14 protein-coding genes are annotated in these 18,376 nt (G+C 72.5%); 10 read left to right on the top strand and 4 right to left on the bottom strand.

Translation table 11 applies throughout. The annotated features are described in order from the left end of the window. Positions 1 to 9 precede the first annotated feature (9 nt). Positions 10 to 1,329 carry an MFS transporter gene (locus ABD371_RS15890; protein ID WP_344477268.1) on the top strand — a complete coding sequence of 440 codons (1,320 nt, stop codon included), beginning with the start codon at positions 10 to 12 and terminating at the stop codon, positions 1,327 to 1,329. 4 nt (positions 1,330 to 1,333) lie between these two features. On the opposite strand, the gene ABD371_RS15895 is transcribed toward ABD371_RS15890, so the two are convergent. Then, positions 1,334 to 2,263: an alpha/beta hydrolase gene (locus tag ABD371_RS15895; RefSeq protein WP_344477269.1), complete on the bottom strand. Its 930-nt coding sequence runs from the start codon at positions 2,261 to 2,263 to the stop codon at positions 1,334 to 1,336. Positions 2,264 to 2,269: 6 nt separating this feature from the next. Here ABD371_RS15895 and ABD371_RS15900 point away from each other — a divergent pair, with 6 nt between their 5' ends. Further along, the gene (locus ABD371_RS15900) at positions 2,270 to 3,013 is read left to right on the top strand and encodes a 2-phosphosulfolactate phosphatase (protein ID WP_344477271.1); all 744 of its coding nucleotides are present in this window, start codon (positions 2,270 to 2,272) and stop codon (positions 3,011 to 3,013) included. Here the strand turns inward: ABD371_RS15900 and ABD371_RS15905 are convergent. Then, positions 2,997 to 3,395 carry a DUF6281 family protein gene (locus ABD371_RS15905; RefSeq protein WP_344477273.1) on the bottom strand — a complete coding sequence of 133 codons (399 nt, stop codon included), beginning with the start codon at positions 3,393 to 3,395 and terminating at the stop codon, positions 2,997 to 2,999. The genes ABD371_RS15900 and ABD371_RS15905 overlap by 17 nt on opposite strands. Positions 3,396 to 3,672: 277 nt before the next feature. On the opposite strand from ABD371_RS15905, the gene lpdA reads away from it, so the two are divergent. Further along, on the top strand, positions 3,673 to 5,073 hold the full coding sequence (lpdA, locus tag ABD371_RS15910; RefSeq protein WP_344477275.1) for a dihydrolipoyl dehydrogenase: 1,401 nt from the start codon (positions 3,673 to 3,675) through the stop codon (positions 5,071 to 5,073). 30 nt (positions 5,074 to 5,103) lie between these two features. On the opposite strand, the gene ABD371_RS15915 is transcribed toward lpdA, so the two are convergent. Then, positions 5,104 to 7,221: a restriction endonuclease gene (locus tag ABD371_RS15915; protein ID WP_344477277.1), complete on the bottom strand. Its 2,118-nt coding sequence runs from the start codon at positions 7,219 to 7,221 to the stop codon at positions 5,104 to 5,106. 300 nt (positions 7,222 to 7,521) lie between these two features. Between ABD371_RS15915 and ABD371_RS15920 the strand changes: the two genes are divergently transcribed. The 3 genes from ABD371_RS15920 (at position 7,522) to ABD371_RS15930 (ending at position 11,778) form a co-directional block, all read left to right on the top strand. Continuing rightward, positions 7,522 to 9,105: a hypothetical protein gene (locus ABD371_RS15920; protein ID WP_344477279.1), complete on the top strand. Its 1,584-nt coding sequence runs from the start codon at positions 7,522 to 7,524 to the stop codon at positions 9,103 to 9,105. A 114-nt stretch (positions 9,106 to 9,219) separates the two neighbouring features. Continuing rightward, complete coding sequence (locus tag ABD371_RS15925; RefSeq protein ID WP_344477281.1) at positions 9,220 to 11,220, top strand: Ig-like domain repeat protein; 2,001 nt, start codon at positions 9,220 to 9,222, stop codon at positions 11,218 to 11,220. Between the two features lie 144 nt (positions 11,221 to 11,364). Beyond that, entirely contained in the window at positions 11,365 to 11,778 is a 414-nt protein-coding gene (locus ABD371_RS15930) for a hypothetical protein (RefSeq protein ID WP_344477283.1), read from the top strand. An 18-nt stretch (positions 11,779 to 11,796) separates the two neighbouring features. Here the strand turns inward: ABD371_RS15930 and ABD371_RS15935 are convergent, their stop codons facing one another. Further along, a complete protein-coding gene (locus tag ABD371_RS15935; protein ID WP_344477285.1) occupies positions 11,797 to 12,444 on the bottom strand; it encodes a LysE family translocator in 648 nt (215 codons plus the stop codon). A gap of 323 nt (positions 12,445 to 12,767) precedes the next feature. On the opposite strand from ABD371_RS15935, the gene ABD371_RS15940 reads away from it, so the two are divergent. From ABD371_RS15940 to leuC, 4 genes are all read left to right on the top strand, one after another. Next, on the top strand, positions 12,768 to 14,105 hold the full coding sequence (locus ABD371_RS15940; RefSeq protein ID WP_344477287.1) for an aminotransferase-like domain-containing protein: 1,338 nt from the start codon (positions 12,768 to 12,770) through the stop codon (positions 14,103 to 14,105). Positions 14,106 to 14,381: 276 nt separating this feature from the next. Next, the gene (gene leuA / locus ABD371_RS15945; protein ID WP_344477289.1) at positions 14,382 to 16,193 is read left to right on the top strand and encodes a 2-isopropylmalate synthase; all 1,812 of its coding nucleotides are present in this window, start codon (positions 14,382 to 14,384) and stop codon (positions 16,191 to 16,193) included. A 24-nt stretch (positions 16,194 to 16,217) separates the two neighbouring features. Continuing rightward, entirely contained in the window at positions 16,218 to 16,907 is a 690-nt protein-coding gene (locus ABD371_RS15950) for a class I SAM-dependent methyltransferase (RefSeq protein WP_344477291.1), read from the top strand. Positions 16,908 to 16,960: 53 nt separating this feature from the next. Further along, positions 16,961 to 18,364, top strand: coding sequence for a 3-isopropylmalate dehydratase large subunit (leuC, locus tag ABD371_RS15955; RefSeq protein WP_344477293.1), 1,404 nt, complete (start codon positions 16,961 to 16,963; stop codon positions 18,362 to 18,364). Positions 18,365 to 18,376 lie beyond the last annotated feature (12 nt).

Genomic DNA, 18,376 nt, shown 5'->3' on the forward strand with positions numbered 1-18,376 from the left:
GAGACCTTCATGGCGAACACCACGGCTGCCGCGAGCGGCGGCGGGACCGAGTACAAGAAGCATCCCGGGGCCCGTTTCCTGCACGGGCCGCACCGGACGATCGGCGGGGTCGAGGCCTGGATCGTCTGGGCACTGTGCACGATCTTCGTCGTCTGGCTGTTCGCCATCCAGACCGGTTACGCGGTCGTCTCCCCCGAGATCCAGGACACGGCGTCCCTCACGGTCGCCCAGATCGGTCTGGCCGGGTCGATCTACACCTGGGCGTTCGCGCTCTGCCAGTTCTTCTCCGGCGCGCTGCTGGACCGGTTCGGCTCCCGCCCGCTGCTGACGGTCGCCGTCGCGTTCGTCACCGCGGGCGCGTTCCTGTACGCGCAGACGGACAGCATGGGCACCCTGGTGGCCGCCCAGATCGTGCTCGCCGTCGGCTCCTCGTTCGGTTTCGTCGGGGCCGGATACATCGGCGGCCAGTGGTTCCCCGCCGCCCGTTACGGCCTGATGTTCGGCCTGGTGCAGTCGCTGGCCTCGCTCGGCTCCGCCTTCGGCCAGCCCGCGATCTCCTGGCAGCTGGAACTCGTCACCTGGCAGCAGCTGCTGAACGGCTTCGGCGCGGCGGGGGTCGTGCTGATCGTGCTGTTCGCCCTGCTGGTACGGAACCCCACCCCGGGTCCCGAGCTGTCGGCGCGGGCCGCGGACACCGTGAAGCCGCCGCTGCTCCCCAGCGTCTTCCGTGATCTCGGCGCGTGCTTCCGCAACCGCAATGTGGTCCTCTCCGCCCTGCTGGCCGGGGTGTCCTTCGGGTCGATGCTCGCCATGGGCGTGCTGTGGGGGCCCCGGGTGATGGAGGCCCGGGGGGCCGAGAGCTCCCTCGCCGCCGTGCTGACCGCCGTCTCGTGGCTGGGGCTCGCGATCGGCGCGCCGCTGTTCAATCTCCTCTCCGACCACTGGAACAACCGCCGGATCCCGGCCGTCGTGGGGGTGCTTCTCCAGGCCGTCGCCATCAGTCTGCTGATCTATCTGCCGAAGGAGACCAACAGCGTCTCGGTGGTCACCATGTTCGCCGTCGGTCTCTTCGCCGGGGCGCACATGCTGGGCTTCACGGTGGCCGGGGAGTCCGTCCCCGGGGCGCTGGTGGGCAGCTCGGCCGCCATCGTCAACGGCGTCTGCTTCATCGTCGGCGGCGTTCTGCAGGCCGTCCCCGGCAAGATCCTGCCGGACGGTCCCCAGCTCGCCGACTACGGTCACGCGCTGCTGATGATGCCGATCCTGCTGGTGCTGGGCGCGTTCGCCGGCTTCTTCATCAAGGAGACGGCGGGCACGTCCCGCCGGTGAGAAGTCAGCGGGCGACGCCGTCGATCCGGTCGAGGACCCGGCGGGCCGGCAGCGGTGCGGCCGGGGGGCCGCCGGGGGCCGTGAGGGGGACCGGGAGCGGAGCCAGGCCGAGCAGACCGAGGGTGAGGGAGACGGTGATCCGGTGCCAGGACCGGGCGTCGCGCAGCATCGTGTGGCCGCCTCTGGGCATCCGGATTCCCAGGGTGTGGGCGCCCTCCTCGGCCGCGCGGGCCAGATACGCCCAGGTGTCGTCGGCGGCGGTGACCCGGTCGGCCGGGTCGTGGAGGGCGATCACCCGGCGGTCGCGCAGCCGGGCGACGGTCTCGCCCGGGGGGCACCAGGGCGCGAGGGCCACGACGCCGCGCACCCCGGGATCCGCCGCCAGCCTCAGGGCGGCCCGCCCGCCCATGGAGTGGCCCACCAGGACCACCGGCACGGGCCCGGCCCCGGTCTCGTGGAGCAGCGCCCGGAGGGCCTCCCGCGCGTCGTGCACCGCGTCCTCGCGGGGGCCGTTCCACCCCCGGTGGCGGTAGCGCACCCGGCCGACCGCCAGCAGGCCGGGCGGGGCCGCGCGGACGATGCCCGAGGCGAAGGGCCTCATCCGTACGGCGGGCGGATCCAGCGCGGGGGGAGCCTCCAGGGCGTCCGCGCGGCCTCCGTGCAGCAGCAGAACGGCGGCCCGGGGAGCGGCGGGCGAAGGGCGGAGCACCAGCGCGCGGTGGCCCTCGGCCCGGCCCGTCCCCGTACGGTTCACGGCCATGGGTGCCTCCAGCGGTCGTTTCCCGCCGCCCCGGTCGGCGGCGGGGTCACCATGCTGCCGGGAGGGGCGGCCGGCCGTCATCTCCCGTACCGGCGGTTCGGGGCTGCCGATCCGGGACCGGCGATGTGAGGTGGGGCACTCCCCGGCCGCTTCGGGGCGGGCGGAAGCGATCATCTCCGGATGGATACCCGTTTCATCGGCACCGCCGAAGTGGCCGAAACCCCGTCCGTGGCCGTCGTGGTCGACGTCATGCGTGCTTTCACCGTGGCCGCCTGGGCCTTCGCCCGGGGGGCGGAGAAAATCGTTCTCGCCGGGTCGCTGGACGAGGCGCTGGCCCTCAAGGCCGGCCACCCGGACCGGGTGGCTCTCAAGGACGGGCCGCCCGCGCCCGGGTTCGACCTGGTCAACTCGCCGGCCCTGCTGCGCTCCGCCGACCTCGCCGGGCGGACCGTCGTACAGAAGACCACGGCGGGGACGGTCGGCGCTCTCGCGGTCAAGGACGCGTCACTGGTGCTGTGCGCCGCCTTCGTGGTGGCGGAGGCGACGGCCCGGCTCCTGCGGACGCGCGCGAGCGACGGCGTCACCTTCGTGGTCACCGGCGAGGACGGGCGGGCCGACGAGGATCTGGCCTGCGCCCAGTACATCGCCCGCAGGGCCGCCGGGGCCGGGACGGACGCCGCCGGGTACCTCGGCCGCGCCGCCGGGTCGCGCGCCGCCGCCGAGCTGGCGGAAGGGGTGCGTCAGGGATCCCATCCGGATGATGTCGCGCTCTGCCTGGAGCTCGACCGCTTCCCCTTCGCCATGGTGGCGTCCCTGGAGGACTCGCTCATGGTCCTGCGTCCGTACGCCGGAGGAGTCCGCCCGCCGCGCGGCCCGGCCGGTGCGCGGACCGGCCGGGCGGCGGACCTCAGCGGCGGGCGATGAACTTCTCCACCTCGGCGGGCATTTCCCTGCCCATGCCGAGGGAGAAGAAGTCCGCGTCCTGCGGGGAGTCCCCGATCGCGACGGCGACATCGGGGTCGAGTCCTTCGACGGCGTACGCGACCGACTTGGTCACAGGATCCTGCGGACTGTCCTGACCGGTGTCGTTGCAGGGGATCGAGTGGGCCGTGCCCACCTTCTCGCCGACCTCGAATTTCACCTTGTCCTGGTGCTGGTACGTGCGGTCGGCGAAGCGCATCACATACGCGCAGGAGGCCGCCGCCGCCCCGCCCCCGTCGGGCGAGGACGACTCCTTGGTGCACCCTGCGGCGGCGACGGCGAGGGCCGTCACCAGGAGCGCTCTCACATACCTGTTCCGCCCCATGCGGACAGCACCGTTCATTGTTTCGGCCTCTCGGTAGACGTCACACGGACCGGGTCTTCCCGGATCTTCCGCGCTTCGACGTGACGCCGTACGAGACGGTTCCCCCGGTCGCGCAACACCCGGGCGGGGGCGCCCCTGTGGCCGTCATCACGTTGCGCCGGGGCTGTCGCGCGGTGACGATTCAGTCGTCGGTCGCCGTTGATCAAGGGCGTACCCGACGGTGCCGGTTCTCGCGCCGCGCCCCTGTCGCAGCTGTCCACGTCTCCAAGGAGCGATTTTGTTAACGCACTTCGATGTAGTGGTTCTCGGCGCCGGCCCCGGGGGGTATGTCGCGGCCATTCGCAGTGCCCAGCTCGGGCTCAGCGTCGCCATCGTCGAGGAGCGTTACTGGGGCGGCGTCTGCCTCAATGTCGGATGCATTCCCTCGAAGGCGCTGCTGCGGAACGCGGAACTCGCCCACACGCTGACGCACGAGGCCGAGACCTTCGGGATCACGGTCGACGGCACTCTCTCCTTCGACTACGGATCCGCGTTCCGGCGCAGCCGGCGCGTGGCGGAGGGCCGGGTCAAGGGCGTCCACTACTTGATGAAGAAGAACGCGATCACGCAGTTCGAGGGGCGCGGATCATTCACGGGCCCGAATGCCCTGCGGGTCACCGGCGGCGACGGCACCGTACGGGATCTGACCTTCGGTCACTGTGTCCTCGCGACCGGTGCGAGCCCCCGACTGCTGCCCGGGACGTCCTTGAGCGACCGGGTGGTGACGTACGAGCAGCAGATCCTCGCCGAGCGGCTGCCGGAGAGCATCGTCATCGCGGGGGCCGGTGCCATCGGTATCGAATTCGCCTATGTGCTGCACAATTACGGCGTCAAGGTCACCATGGTCGAATTCCAGGACCGGATGGCTCCGCTGGAGGACGAGGAGGTCTCGGCCGAACTCGCCAAGCGGTACCGGCGGCTGGGAATCGAGGTGCTCACCTCGACGCGGGTGGTCGGCATCGACGAGTCCGGCGACACGGTCCGGGTGACCGTCTCCACCGGGGATCAGCAGCGGGTGCTCGAGGCGGACCGGGTGCTCCAGGCCATGGGCTTCCGGCCGCGGGTCGACGGCTTCGGCCTGGAGAACACCGGGGTGCGGCTGACCGAGCGGGGCGCGGTCGAGGTCGACGCCCGCTGCCGTACCTCGGTGCCGCACATCTTCGCCATCGGCGATGTCACGGCCAAGCTGATGCTCGCCCACGCGGCGGAGGCCATGGCGATCGTCGCGGCCGAGACCATCGCGGGCGCGGAGACGCAGGAGCTGGATTATGTGATGATCCCCCGGGCGACCTACAGCCAGCCGCAGATCGCCAGCTTCGGCTGGACGGAGGCACAGGCGCGGGCCCGGGGCTTCGACGTCCGGGTCGCGAAGTTCCCGTTCATGGCCAACGGCAAGGCGCACGGCCTGGGGGACACCGCCGGCTTCGCCAAGGTGATCAGCGACGCGCGCCACGGGGAGCTGCTGGGCGCGCATCTGATCGGCCCCGAGGTCACGGAGCTGCTGCCGGAGCTGACGCTCGCCCAGCAGTGGGATCTGACCGTCACCGAGCTGGCCCGTAACGTCCATGCGCACCCGACGCTCGGCGAGGCCGTCAAGGAGGCGATCCACGGCCTGGCCGGCCACATGATCAACATGTAGCTGGCGGGGCGGCGGACGGGTGCGGACGGGTCAGGCGACCTCGATGCCGTACTCGACGACCAGGGCCTCCAGGCCGCCCGGATACCCCTTGCCGCCCATCACGAAGTCCCAGTCGCCGCCCGCCCGGCGGCGGAAGGATCCGAGGACCAGGGCGGTCTCCCCGGGCTGGCCGTCCGAGACGGCGAGCCGGTCCAGCTCGGCCCCCGAGGCGTCGCGCAGCACGATTCCGGCCCGGGTGAAGCCGGACAGATCGGCGTCCGGGTTGACCAGGGGGTCCACGGCCGCCGCGATCACCAGCCGGTCGGCGGCCGTGGGCAGGGCGTCGAAGCGGACCCGGATCGCCGCCCGGTCGCCCGTCGCCGAGCCGGGCACGGCGGAGACCGATCCGTCCGGGGTCCGGGGGTTGTTGAAGAAGACGAAGTGGTCGTCGCCGAGGACCCGGCCGCCCCGGCAGACCAGCGCGCACACGTCCAGCGCCACCGCGCCCGACCAGAACATCCCCAGCACATTGGCGTCGTCGGCCGCCCCGCCGTCCGGAGCGGGAGCGGAGGCCCCGGAGGCGGCGCGCGCCGAGGCGGCCGAGGCCGGCGCGGGCGCGCCCGCCGGTCCGAGGCGGCCGGGGAGGCCGTGCCGGCCCAGCAGCTCCACCAGCTCGGGGCCGGAGATCAGCGTCATCGGCTTGCCGTTGGCGAAGGTGTACGAGCCCGGTCCGAAGCCGGAGGTGGTGACCAGGACGCCCTTGTTCGCGCCCGAGCCCTGGACCGTGCCGTACAGATCGCGTACCGCGCTCGGGGGAACGGTGTTGCGGTACCGCTTGACCTGCACGATGATCCGGCCGCCGCTGATCGGGTCGGGGTCGAAGGCCTCCACGTCGACCCCGCCGTCGTTGGAGCGCCGGGTGGTCACCGCCTCCATGCCCCGGGCGCGGAAGAGCTGGGCGACCAGCCCCTCGAACGCGATCGGATCCATCTCCAGCAGATCCGGTTCGTCCTCCCCGCCGTGCGAGACGACCCCGACGCCGACGTCCTCCGGGAGCCGCCCCGGCCGTACGGCCGCCCGCAGATCGGGCTTGGCGGAGAGCCGGCCGCTCATCCCCTCCAGGCACTCCACCGCGCCCACCTGCGCCAGATTCAGCCGGGCGAAGTCGGCGCGGGCGACCGTCACGGCGCAGAGGACGACATGGGTGCGGCGGCCGGTCGCCGGATCGACGTCGTCGACGAATCCGTTCACCGTCACCGAGTCCAGCAGGCCGAATCCGTCCGCCGCGAAGAGTTCCCTCAGGACCAACAGCACACACTGCGCCACGGTGTCCCGGTAGAGCGCCCGGCGCTGGGTGATCGGTCTCGGGCTCTCCTTCTCCTCGTCGGAGGAGGCCACGTACCGCACCGACCTGGCCTCGGGTATGACGTCGAACCCGGGCAGCTCCCAGTTGAGCACCAGCTGCCGGGCCGGGGCGTCGAAGGCCGCCTCCACATGGCGCGGGAGCCCCTCGGGCCAGGCGGCCGAGGCGTACAGCGCGGCGGAGAAGTACTCGACGACCGTCTCCGGGTCGCCGGTCCGCAGCACCTCCGTCATCTCGGCGATCCCGTCGTTGTGCCGCCGGATCTCGGCCAGCCGGGCCGCCGCCCACGCGTCGTACTGCCGCTGGTAGTCGCCCAGCTGGCGCAGCCGCTGGGCCTCTGCGGCCCGTGCCGCGAACAGATCGCGCTGGTAGTGCTCCCGCGCCTCCTGCTCGGCCTCGCGCGCCCGCCGGCCCCAGCCGGCCTGGGCCCGGTAGGCGCCCGGGTCGGGCATCGGCACGGGGCGGGCCAGCCCGCCGGGGGCGAAGGGCTCGATGTCCGTCGGGCGGGTCAGCAGCGCGGGGCGGAAGGCCGGTCCCCGGCAGCCGGCGGCCAGCAGCCCGGTCAGCGCCGCGACCCTCGCCGCCAGTTCGTCCGTGCGCGCCCGGGCGTCCGCCTCGCGGCGCTGCTTGTACGCGGCCCGCTGCTCGCGATCCCGCCGCGCCATGTCCCGCTGGTACGCCCGCTGTTGCCGTTCCCGGTCCAGCCGCGCCCGTTCCGCTTCCCGGAATCCGGCCTCCCGTTCGCGCTGCTGCCGCCGCTGGGCCTCCGCCCACGCCCCGGCCAGTCCACTGGAGCGACGACTCATTCCGCGCTCCCCTCCCCCCGGGGCGTCGAAGCCCCAGCCGCACCAAAGATGACAGTCTCCCGAACCCGTGTCCCCGAACGGTCATTTTCGCACAGCCGCCCCCTCGCGACCCGGGTCCCGCGATCTTCGGACGGACCGCCCACGGGCCGGGCGCGGGGAGAATATTCGCAGGTGGGGGCCGTTGCCCTGTCCTACAGTGCCGTCATGAAATGGCTGCCGCCCCACTCGCCTCCCGTCTCGCCCCTCCCCGAACCGCACCAGTGCCCTCTGCACCGGAGGCCCTCGGCGGAGCCGCTCGACATGACGGACGTGACGATGTGGGAGCAGCTCGACGGGACGATCGCGCTGTACACACCCGAGGAGCCCGGCCGGGACCGGTACGGTTCGCTGAGGGAACGGGTGCGTACGCGTTGGTTCGACGGTACGGAGACCTGGGACTGGAGCACCGCTCCGTCCCGGCGGAGCGACGGCGAGGTGTCCTGGCCGCACTCTCCGCCCGCCTCTCATGAACTGGCCGTCGGGCTGGCCCACCGCGACGCCCTGGTGCGGGAGCGAGCCGTCGAACAGGCCGCCGGACGGCTCGAAGTACTCCCCCTGCTGCTCATCCGGACCGCGGACAACAACGCCGCCGTACGCGGCGCGGCACGCACCCTGCTGGACGGGGAGCTGAGCGCTCTCCCGGCGGCCGTCCTGCGGGAACTGCTTCCCCTCGCCCTGCTGCTGACCACGCGCCGGCACGGCGGCTGGGCGTGGGAGCGGCTCCGCGCCGACCTCGGCGCGGGCGCGGGCGACGAGGTCGCGGTGCGGGCGTGCGAGGACACGGCCGACGGTCTGCGCCGGGCCGCCGTCGGTCACGCGCTCGCGGCCCGGCTGCTGCCCCCGGAGCGGGTGCTCGGTATCGCGATGAACGACTCGCACCCCACGATCCGCCGGACGGCGCTGGATCACGCGCTCCGGCACCGGCTGCCGTCCCCGGCCCAGACGGTCTCGCTGATCGTGGACCACCCCGAGCGGGCGATCCGCTCCCTCGTGCTGCGGACCGCGCTCCGGGACGGCCTGCTCTCCCTCGACGAGATCACCGAGGTCACCGAGATCGCCTCCACGAGCCGGGACCGGCCGGTCCGCGAGAGCTGCGCCGACGCGGTCGTCCTGGCCGCCCGCGAGGGACGGCCCGAGCTGCTGGACGCCCTGCTGGCCGCTCCTTTCCCGGGGGTGCGCGCCGCCGCGGTCGGCGCGCTGCGCGACACCGGGCGGGGGTCGGAGGTCCGGGCGCACCTCATGGACCCCGCGCCGGTGGTCCAGCGGACGGCGTACCGCGAGCTGTCGGCGGCGGGCCGGGATCCGCTCGCCCTGCTGCGGGGGCTCTGTTCCGGCCACGGCCCGGTGCCGCCGGCCGCGCTGGCGGGGCTGATCCGCCATGCGGTCTCCGAGGACGCCGAGCTGCTGCGGCGGCTCACCGGGCGGGAGCACGAGGGCAGGGTCAGGACCCTGGCCCTGGGCGGGCTGCTCCGGCTCGGAGAGGCCTCCGCCGTGGGCGGCTTTCTGAGTGATCCGTACCCGGCGGTCGTGCGCCAGGCGGCCGGGCACTTCATCCGGCGGGCCGAGGCGCTCTGCGAGCACTATCTCGCGGGCCTCCTCGCTCCGGGGCACGCCCGGCACATCAGACGGGCCGCGCTGGCTCTGGCGATGGAGCACGACCCGCGTGCCCGGCTGCGGCTGCTCGCTCCGCTCACGGAGGACGAGGACAGCCACATCCGCCACTTCGCGCGCTACGTACCCCGGTGGCTGTCCAGCGAGACGCCCGCCGATGGTGTCGGCACTCCCCCGGGGCCCCCATCACGGGCCTGCACAACTGCCTTGTGCCAGTGGAATATTACTGTGTGATGTGTCAGGGGCATGGCCCGGGGATGGCCCGCGCGGCGCTCGAACGCGCCGTCGCGGGCGGCACGCGGCCCTCCTGGTCCGTCCCACGCGATTCCAACCGGGGGGTACATCACCGTGCGCAGGCGCACCATCTCCACCGCGACGGCTCTCGCCGTTCTCTTCAGCTCGGCCGCGCTCGTCGCGGGCACGGCGGGCACGGCCTCGGCCTCCGCCTCGGCCGATCCGCTCGCCGTTCTGCCGATCTCGTCCGTGAGCGACGTCCTCGTGAGCGACGTGCACAAACGGATCTTCATCGCCTCTCCCGGCGACGGCACCGTCACCGTCACCGACTTCTCCGGCACCGTGGTGAACACGGTCCGCGGAGTGCGGGATGTCCAGGATCTCGCCATCTCCGACGACTCCCGGCTCGTCTTCGCCTCCGCGGCCGGGGAGAACTCCATCGTCTCCATCGAGGCCGGGACGGGTGCCCGAAAGGACATGCACTATCTGTACGACCGCACTCCCGGGAGCCTCGCCTACGCGGACGGCAAGATCTGGTTCGGCTACAAGCACCGTCACGGCGGGGGCAACTTCGGCTATCTGAAGCTGTCCGGGCCCCAGGCCGGCACCGCCTACGACCTCGATCCCAGAACCAGCTACACCGATCCGGAACTCGCCGCCTCTCCCGGGACGGGGAAGCTGGCCGTCGCGGGGACGTCGCCGAACTCGTCGTCCGGCGAGGCGCTCAAGGTGTTCGACGTGTCCGACGGGGGCGTGCGGAGTGTCGCGGCCCAGCCCGCTCCGGGCGCGCTCACCGAGATGGCCTTCACCCCCGACGGCTCCGAGCTGATCACCGCCCAGCGGACCGGCGGCCATCAGATCCGGCGCGCCTCGGACCTGGTGCGGACGGGGGCCCACTCGACCTCGGGCCCCGCCAACGCGGTCGCCGTCCGGGCCGACGGCATCGTGGCGGCGGGCACCGAGTCGCCGGAGGGCCCGGACATCCATGTCTTCCGGGCCGGCCGGGCCGAGCCGGTCCGGCGGTACGACCTTCCCGGCCGGGAAGCGGGCTCGCCGCCGGACACCCTGGGCACCGGCGCGCTGGCCTGGGAGCCGGGCGGCGGCCGGCTCTTCGCGGTGAGCCGGGACAACAGCACCGGACAGCACAACCTGCGGGTGCTGGCCGATCTGGCCCTGTCGTTCCCGGAGCTGACCGTCGACGCCCCCGCGAAGGCGAGCCGTGCCACCGAACTCACCGTCACCGGCACCCTCACCGCGGGCGTGCCGCTCCCGGCGGGCGCCGAGGTCTCCGTGACCCGTACCGACGCCGAGTCCCCCAAGGGCGTCCCCGTCGGCAACGCCAAGGTGGGCGCGAACGGTTCGTTCTCCTTCCGGGACACCCCGAAGTCGGGCGGCCCGGTGACCTACCGCGTGAGCTACGCGGGCGGCCCGGCGCACCACGCGGCGTCGGCGTCGGACACCGTGGAGGTGTCGCGCTGGACCCCGGGCCTGTCGGTGACCCAGAGCAAGAAGGTCTACGCGTACGGAAGCACGGTGGAGTTCACCGCCCGGCTGGGGCGCACGCACAAGAACCGCACGCTGAAGCTGTACGCGGACCCCGCCGGCCCCGACCGGCCCCGCAAGCTGCTCGTCTCGGGCAGGGTGAACGCCGACGGAGAGCTGTCGGCCACGACCCGGCTGACCCGGGACACCGTCGTCACCGCGGTGTACGACGGGGACTCGCGCAGCGCGCCGAGGACGGCCGGGACCGGCGTGGGCACCCAGGTCAAGGTGGCCACCGCCACGAGCGGCCACGACCGGACGGGGAAGCTGGACGGAGTCACGTACCACTACTTCAAGCGCTCCAAGGACCCGCTGTTCACCACGGCGATGACGGCGCACAAGGACCGTGCCCAGCGGCTCTCGCTGGAGCTGAACCGCAAGGGCAAGTGGCTGGACCTGAGCGCCGAGGACTTCCTGCTGGACACCGCCGGGGTCTCCAAGGTGACGCTGGAGGGCCCCCACAAGGCCGGTGACCGGATGCGGGTGCGCTCCTCGTACCTCAAGGACGAGTCCGGCGATTCGCTCAACACGACCACGCACGGGGCGTGGACCTACTTCACCTTCACCGGCTGACCCCCACCGCCCCGGGAGCTGGGACGCTCTGGGGGTTTCCGGGTTCCTGAGAGGATGTCGGCCTCCGCCCGCCCCTTCCGGAGACCCGTTCGCGGGCCGCCGGGAGGGGCGGGCTCGTCCACGACCGGAACAGGACACACGCCCATGCCCAGGAACCCCTCCCTCGCCCGTCCGGCCGCCGGCCGCCGCACCCTCACCGGACTGGCCGCCTCGGCGGCGAGCGCCGGTGCGTACGCGCTGTGCATCCCCTGGGACCTGCGCAACCGCGCCGCGGAGCCCGGCGGGATCGACGGGACCACGCCGGTCAGCGTGCTCGGCTTTCTCTCGCTGGCCCTGGTGATGCTCGCGCTCTCCTGTCTGTTGAGCCGTCTGGGGGTGACGGCACTCTGGACCGGGCTCGCCGTCGGGACCCCGGTGTCGGCCCTGATGCTCGTCTCCTTCCTCACCCACATGCCGGAGGACAGCGACATGTGGCCGGTGGCCTGGCTGCCGCTGACGCTGCTGGCCGTGTCGGTACCGGCCGTGGTCGCGCTGCTCACCGCGCCCGGGAACTCCTGAGGGACCGCTCCGGGGCGGTCAGCCCACCGGGGCGGGGACCGAGGTGTCGAAGGCCAGCGAGACGGCCAGGGCCCCCAGTACCGCGCCCATCAGACAGCGCTGCGCCTTGAGCCAGCCGGGGCGGCGGGCGAGGAAGACGGAGATGGAGCCGGCCGCGAGAACGATGGAGAGATTGACGGAGACGGCCACCACGATCTGACTCCCGCCGAGCAGAAAGCCCTGGAGGAGTACGCTCCCGGCCTCCAGATCGACGAACTGCGGTATGAGCGAGATGTACATGACGGCGATCTTCGGATTGAGCAGATTGGTCATCAGCCCCATCGTGAAGAGTCTGCGCGGGGAGTCGTGCGGAATGTCCTGGGGGGCGAAGACGGACGCTGCCCCGGGTTTCAGCGCGTTCCAGGCCAGATACGCGAGATAGGCGGCACCGGCCAGCTTGAGGACGGTGTACAGCTCGGGCACGGCGACGAAGAGCACCGACAGGCCCAGGTTCGTGGTCAGCAGATAGACCATGAACCCGACGGCGACCCCGCCGAGCGAGATGACGCCGGCCCGCCGGCCCTGGGTGATGGAGCGGGAGACGAGGTAGATCATGTTCGGTCCGGGGGTGAGCACCATCCCCAGGGCCACGGTCACCACGCCGAGGACGGCGCTCGGCTCAACCACGGAGGCCTCCGGGAAGCGGCCCGGTGGTTCCCGGCGTGGTGTTCGGCCGCAGCCGGAAGAGCAGATACATGTCCCGCACAGAGCGGCCGTCGCAGCAATTGCACCGAGGCATTGAAAGAATGCCCCGAGCCCATCGCACTGATGTGGTCATAGCCATCCAACCGGTCCTTTCCTCAACGGCCGGGCGTGCCGGTCACGGCCGAAGAGAGCCGAGTCCGGAGCGGTTCGGAGTGTAAATCAGTTCATTGCCTCAGATCAATATCGGCTATTGCCCTCGGTGCAATATCATGCTTAGATTCCGGGACGGGAATGGGAGGAGCGCGATGAGGGACTACCGGAGCGTCGCCGACGCGGTGGCCGAGGAGATCCGTACGGGACGGCTGGCGCCGGGCGACCGGCTGCCCCCGCAGCGGGAGTTCGCCCGGCGGCACTCCATCGCCAACTCCACCGCGACCCGCGTCTACCAGGAGCTGGCCCGGCGCGGGCTCACGGTCGGCGAAGTCGGCCGCGGCACCTTCGTACGCGCCGCCTCCCGCCCCACCGCCGCCGTCCTCACCGAACCGGCGGACAGCCGGATCGACCTGGAGCTCAACTACCCCGTGGTGCCCGAACAGACCGGGCTGCTGACCGCCGGACTGGGCGAACTGCTGCACCCCGACACCCTGGAGTCCGCGCTGACGCCGATCGGCCCGGCCGGCGTCGCCGCCGCCCGCGAGGCCTCGGCCGATCTGCTCGCGCGCGGCGGCTGGCGGCCGGACCCGGCCCGGGTGCTGCTCGCCGGGAACGGACGGCAGGCCATCGCGGCGGCCGTCGCCGCACTCGTGCCGCCCGGCACCCGGCTGGGCGTCGAGGAGCTGACGTACCCCGCGGTCAAGGCCATCGCCGCCCGGCTCGGGGTCGTCCTCGTACCCCTGGCCGTGGACGGGTCGGGGCTGGTCCCCGAAGCCGTCGAGGAGGCTCATCGAAGCGGCCCGCTGCGCGCCGTCTACGTCCAGCCGACCCTGCACAATCCGCTGTCGCTCACCATGCCGGAAGAGCGTGTGCGGGCGCTGGCCGAGGTGCTGCGGCGGCTGGGGATCCACGCCGTCGAGGACACCGTCTGGGCCTTCCTCCGCGACGAGATCCCGCCGCTCGCGGCGTTCGCCCCCGAGCGGACCGTCCTGGTCGACAGCCTGTCCAAGCGCATCGCCCCCGGGCTGACGCTCGGGTTCGCGGTGACCCCCGCCGCCGTCGCCGGACCCGTCGCCGCGTCACTGCGCTCGGGCGGCTGCGCGCCGATGCGCTTCGCCCTGGAGGCCGCCACACGGTGGCAGCGCGACGGTGTCGTACGCACGCTGGTACGCGCCAAGCAGCGGGAGGCCACCGTCCGCCAGGGCATCGCCGCCGAGCTGCTGGGCGAGTTCGCCATACACGGCGACCCGCGCTCCTTCCACTGCTGGTGGGAGCTGCCCCGCCCCTGGCGCGCCGACACCTTCGTCGCCGCCGCCGCCCGCCACGGCATCGGCGTCGCCCCGGCCGCCGCCTTCACCGTCGGCCGCCACCGCGCCCCCAACGCGATCCGGATCGGGCTGGCCTCGCCCCGGGCCGATGTGCTCTCCCGCGCCCTCGCCACACTCGCCGAACTCGCCCGCTCCGCCCCGGACGACCTCGTCACCGACTGACCGCACCCGCCCTCGCGGGCCGTGTCCTCGGGGCCGCCGCCGGGCCGGTCCCACACATCAGTCTCCGTGATCGGTGCCAGCAGCTCTCTGTATTGGTCCGACGGCCGCCGGGGCGGGAGACTTGTCGGCAAGCCCTACAAGGGCGGTCTCGGTCGACCGGGGCAGCAACGCGGACAAGCCCCAGCCCCTCATTCCCTTTCGCTGTCGGGAAATTCGCCATGCCGTTTTCTCCCGACAGCTCAGCCGGAGCGCCCGTCAGCACGACAAGGAGCTTCCATGAAACCTCGGCAGGTCGTCTCTCTTCCCCTTCCTCCTCCTTCCCCGGTCACCGCCCTGGCCCGGCCGCCGGCCGGCTGGAACACCCAGCGCGCCAGCGGGATGCCCGCTCACCGGTACCGGCCCTACTTCGACGAGGTCGAGCCGATCTCACTGCCCGACCGGACCTGGCCCGAAGCCGTCGCCACCAGCGCTCCCCTGTGGTGCGCCGTGGATCTGCGCGACGGGAACCAGGCACTCGCCGATCCCATGTCGCCCGCCCGCAAGAGACGTGTCTTCGAGCTGCTGGTGCGCATGGGCTTCAAGGAGATCGAGGTCGGGTTCCCCGCGGCCAGCCGGACCGATCTCGCGTTCATCCGGTCGATCATCGACGAGGGTGCGGTGCCCGAGGACGTACGCATCCAGGTGCTGTCCCCCTGCCGTCCGGAGCTGATCGACCTCACCTTCGCGGCCGTCGCCGGCGCGCCGAAGGCGACGGTCCACATCTACAACCCCACCTCCTCGCTGCAACGGCGGGTGGTGTTCCGGCAGGACCGTGCGGGCGTCAAGGCCCTGGCGACCTCGGCGGCGCGCCGGGTCGCGGCGCACGCCGAGCGGTCCTCGGCCGATCTCCGCCTCCAGTACTCGCCGGAGTCGTACACCGGCACCGAGCTGGGGTTCGCCGCGGAGGTGTGCAACGAGGTGATGGACATCTGGCAGCCCACTCCCGAGCGCCCGGCCACGGTGTGCCTGCCGGCCACGGTGGAGATGGCCACGCCGAATGTGTACGCGGACTCGGTCGAGTGGATGAGCCGTCATCTGGAGCGGCGGGACTCGGTGATCCTCTCCCTGCATCCCCACAACGACCGGGGTACGGCGGTGGCGGCGGCCGAACTCGGGCAGCTGGCCGGGGCGGACCGTGTCGAGGGGTGTCTCTTCGGGAACGGGGAGCGCACCGGCAATGTGTGCCTGGTGACCCTGGGCATGAATCTTTTCAGCCGGGGTGTCGACCCCCAGCTCGACTTCTCCGACATCGACGGCATCCGCCGCACGATGGAGCAGTGCACCGGGCTGCCGGTGCACGAGCGTCATCCCTACGCAGGTGAGCTGGTGTTCACGGCCTTCTCGGGAGGCCACCAGGACGCCATCAGCAAGGGGCTGGCGGCCCAGGCCGCCGCCGCCGTGCCGCCCCGGGACGGGACGGCGGCGGAGACTCCCTGGCAGGTGCCGTATCTGCCGATCGACCCCAAGGACGTGGGACGGGACTACCGGGCGGTGGTCCGGGTCAACTCCCAGTCGGGGAAGGGCGGCACGGCCCATGTGCTGAAGTCGGAGCACTCCGTGGATCTGCCGCCGGGGCTGCGGACGGAGTTCTCGCGACTGGTGCAGGCGTTCACCGAGCGGGCGGGCGGAGAGGTCTCCCCCGGCCGGCTGTGGGAGATGTTCCACGACGCGTACATCGCCCCGGACGGGCCGCTCGCTCTCCTCCGCCACCACGGGCCGGCCGGCGGCCGGGGCGGTACGCATCTCTTCACCGTCACTCTCCACGGTGACAAGACGGAACTGGTGGCCCCGGGAGCCACCCCGCTCGACGCCTTCACCGACGCGCTGTCCGCCCTCGGCGCGCAGCTGCGGGTGGTGAACCACGTCCAGGACCGGACGCCCGGCCGCCCCGACGGGCGGGCTGTGGTCCATCTGGAGGCCTGGATCGCCCTCAAGGACCGGGAGCAGCCCGTCCGCAGCCGGCACTGGGGCGTCGGCATGGCCCCGGACCCGGAGACCGCGGCCCTCCGGGCGGCCTTCGCCGCCCTGAACCGCGCCCATCTCGCCTGACCCTCCGAAGAAACGGAAGACACCGTGTCGCAGAACTTCACTGTTCGGGGAAACGACCTGTGGGACCCGAGCACCTTCGACTCACTGCGCCGTCAGCTGATCCCGTCCTTCGACCTCCTGTACGACAGCGCGGTCCAGACCGTGGTGATGACGGTCGACGAGCGACCGCGCATCCTCGATCTGGGGGCGGGCACCGGGCTGCTCAGCGCCCGGCTGCTGGAGAGGCTCCCCGACGCCGAGCTGACGCTGATGGACCGGTCCGAGCTGATGCTCTCCCAGGCGCGCGGGCGGTTCGCGTCGGAGCAGCGGGTCAAGGTGCTGGTCGGAGATCTGGAGGACCCGCTGCCGCCGGGGCGGTTCGACGCGATCGTCTCCGGTCTCGCCATTCATCATCTGCCCCACGAGGGGAAGCGGCGGCTGTTCGGACGGATCCGGGAGAGCCTCAACCCGGGCGGGGTGTTCGTCCATGTCGAGCAGTTGCTGGGCGCGCGGCCGTGGCTGGAGGCGATGTACGACCGGATGCACGAGGCCCATGTGGTCCGCTCCGGCACGCCCGAGGCGGAGTGGGAGGCGGGCCGGGAGCGGATGAAGTTCGACATTCCGATCGATCTCGCCACCCAGCTGGAGTGGCTCCGGGACGCCGGTTTCGCGGAGGTCGACTGCCTGGCCAAGGACTGGCGCTTCGCGACCTACGCGGGCTGGGTCGCCCCCTGAGCCGCCCCGGCGGCAGGAGCGCGGGCGTACCCCTCGGAGAGTGAGGAACGGTCATGAACCGCACCACATTGGTCGACAGAATCTGGGAGCGACACCTCGTCGAGCCGGGCGAGGCCGATCTGATCTACATCGATCTGCATCTGCTCCACGAGGTCAGCTCGCCCCAGGCGTTCGAGGCGCTGAGGAGCGCCGGACGCGTGGTCCGGCGTCCCGATCTCTGTGTGGCCACCGCCGACCACCAGGTACCGACCCTGATCGACGGCGGCGGCGCGCCGGCCGTCGACGCGGGCGGGGCCCGGCAGTTGCTGCTCCAGGCCGGGAACTGCCGCGAGGCCGGCATCGAGCTCCATCCCCTCGGCTCCCCGGGGCAGGGGATCGTCCATGTCATCGGCCCGCAGATGGGTCTGACCCAGCCCGGTATGACCATCGTGTGCGGCGACAGCCACACGGCGACGCACGGGGCGTTCGGGGCGATCGCGTTCGGCATCGGCACGAGCGAGGTCGAGCATGTACTGGCCACCCAGACGCTGCGTACGGCGAGACCGCGCACGATGGCGGTCACGGTCGAGGGGGCCGTCCGCCCGGGAGTCACGGCGAAGGACCTGGTGCTCGCGGTCATCGCCCGCGCGGGCACCCGGGCCGGGGTCGGGACGCTCGTCGAGTTCCGGGGCGCGGCGATCCGGGCGCTCTCGATGGAGGGCCGGATGACCGTCTGCAACATGGCGGTCGAGGCCGGTGCGCGGAGCGGGCTGATCGCGCCGGACGACACCACCTTCCGCTATCTCGAAGGGCGGGAGCGCTCGCCCCGGGGACGTCTGTGGGAGCGGGCCCTGGACCACTGGCGGACGCTGCGGAGCGACGAGGACGCCGACTTCGACCGGGAGGTCACCGTCGATGTGTCGGCGATCGCCCCGCAGGTGAGCTGGGGCACCAACCCCGGGCAGACCACCTCGGTCGACGCGGCGGTGCCCGACCCCTCGGGCATGGCGGACCCGGCCGAGCGGAACGCCGCCGAGCGCGCGCTGGAGTACATGGGGCTGACACCGGGCACGGCCATGCGCGACATCCCCATCGACATCGTGTTCATCGGTTCCTGCACCAACAGCCGCATGGAGGATCTCCGCGCGGCGGCGGAGGTCCTCCGGGGCCGCCGGATCGCCCCCTCGGTACGGGCGCTGGTCGTGCCGGGCTCCGCGCTGGTCAAACGGCAGGCGGAGGCGGAGGGACTCGACCGGGTCTTCACGGCCGCCGGCTTCGAGTGGCGCTCGCCGGGGTGCTCCATGTGCGTCGGCATCAACGGGGACACCGTCGCGCCCGGTCTGCGCTGCGCCTCCACCTCGAACCGCAACTTCGAGGGCCGCCAGGGCCCCGGCGCGCGTACCCACCTCGTCTCGCCCGAGACCGCGGCGGCCACCGCCCTGGCCGGGCGTCTGGCCGCCGCCGACGACCTCGTCTGAGCGGCCGCCGCC

Origin of the sequence: Streptomyces amakusaensis, from assembly GCF_039532665.1 — a bacterium.
Taxonomy (GTDB): domain Bacteria; phylum Actinomycetota; class Actinomycetes; order Streptomycetales; family Streptomycetaceae; genus Streptomyces; species Streptomyces amakusaensis.

Coding starts and splice junctions, on each gene's coding strand:
- leuC (WP_344477293.1), top strand. CDS start 16,961: ATGAACCGCACCACATTGGTCGACAGAATCTGGGAGCGACACCTCGTC.
- ABD371_RS15890 (WP_344477268.1), top strand. CDS start 10: ATGGCGAACACCACGGCTGCCGCGAGCGGCGGCGGGACCGAGTACAAG.
- ABD371_RS15915 (WP_344477277.1), bottom strand. CDS start 7,221: ATGAGTCGTCGCTCCAGTGGACTGGCCGGGGCGTGGGCGGAGGCCCAG.
- leuA (WP_344477289.1), top strand. CDS start 14,382: ATGAAACCTCGGCAGGTCGTCTCTCTTCCCCTTCCTCCTCCTTCCCCG.
- ABD371_RS15930 (WP_344477283.1), top strand. CDS start 11,365: ATGCCCAGGAACCCCTCCCTCGCCCGTCCGGCCGCCGGCCGCCGCACC.
- ABD371_RS15940 (WP_344477287.1), top strand. CDS start 12,768: ATGAGGGACTACCGGAGCGTCGCCGACGCGGTGGCCGAGGAGATCCGT.
- ABD371_RS15905 (WP_344477273.1), bottom strand. CDS start 3,395: ATGGGGCGGAACAGGTATGTGAGAGCGCTCCTGGTGACGGCCCTCGCC.
- ABD371_RS15920 (WP_344477279.1), top strand. CDS start 7,522: ATGACGGACGTGACGATGTGGGAGCAGCTCGACGGGACGATCGCGCTG.
- ABD371_RS15895 (WP_344477269.1), bottom strand. CDS start 2,263: ATGATCGCTTCCGCCCGCCCCGAAGCGGCCGGGGAGTGCCCCACCTCA.
- ABD371_RS15900 (WP_344477271.1), top strand. CDS start 2,270: ATGGATACCCGTTTCATCGGCACCGCCGAAGTGGCCGAAACCCCGTCC.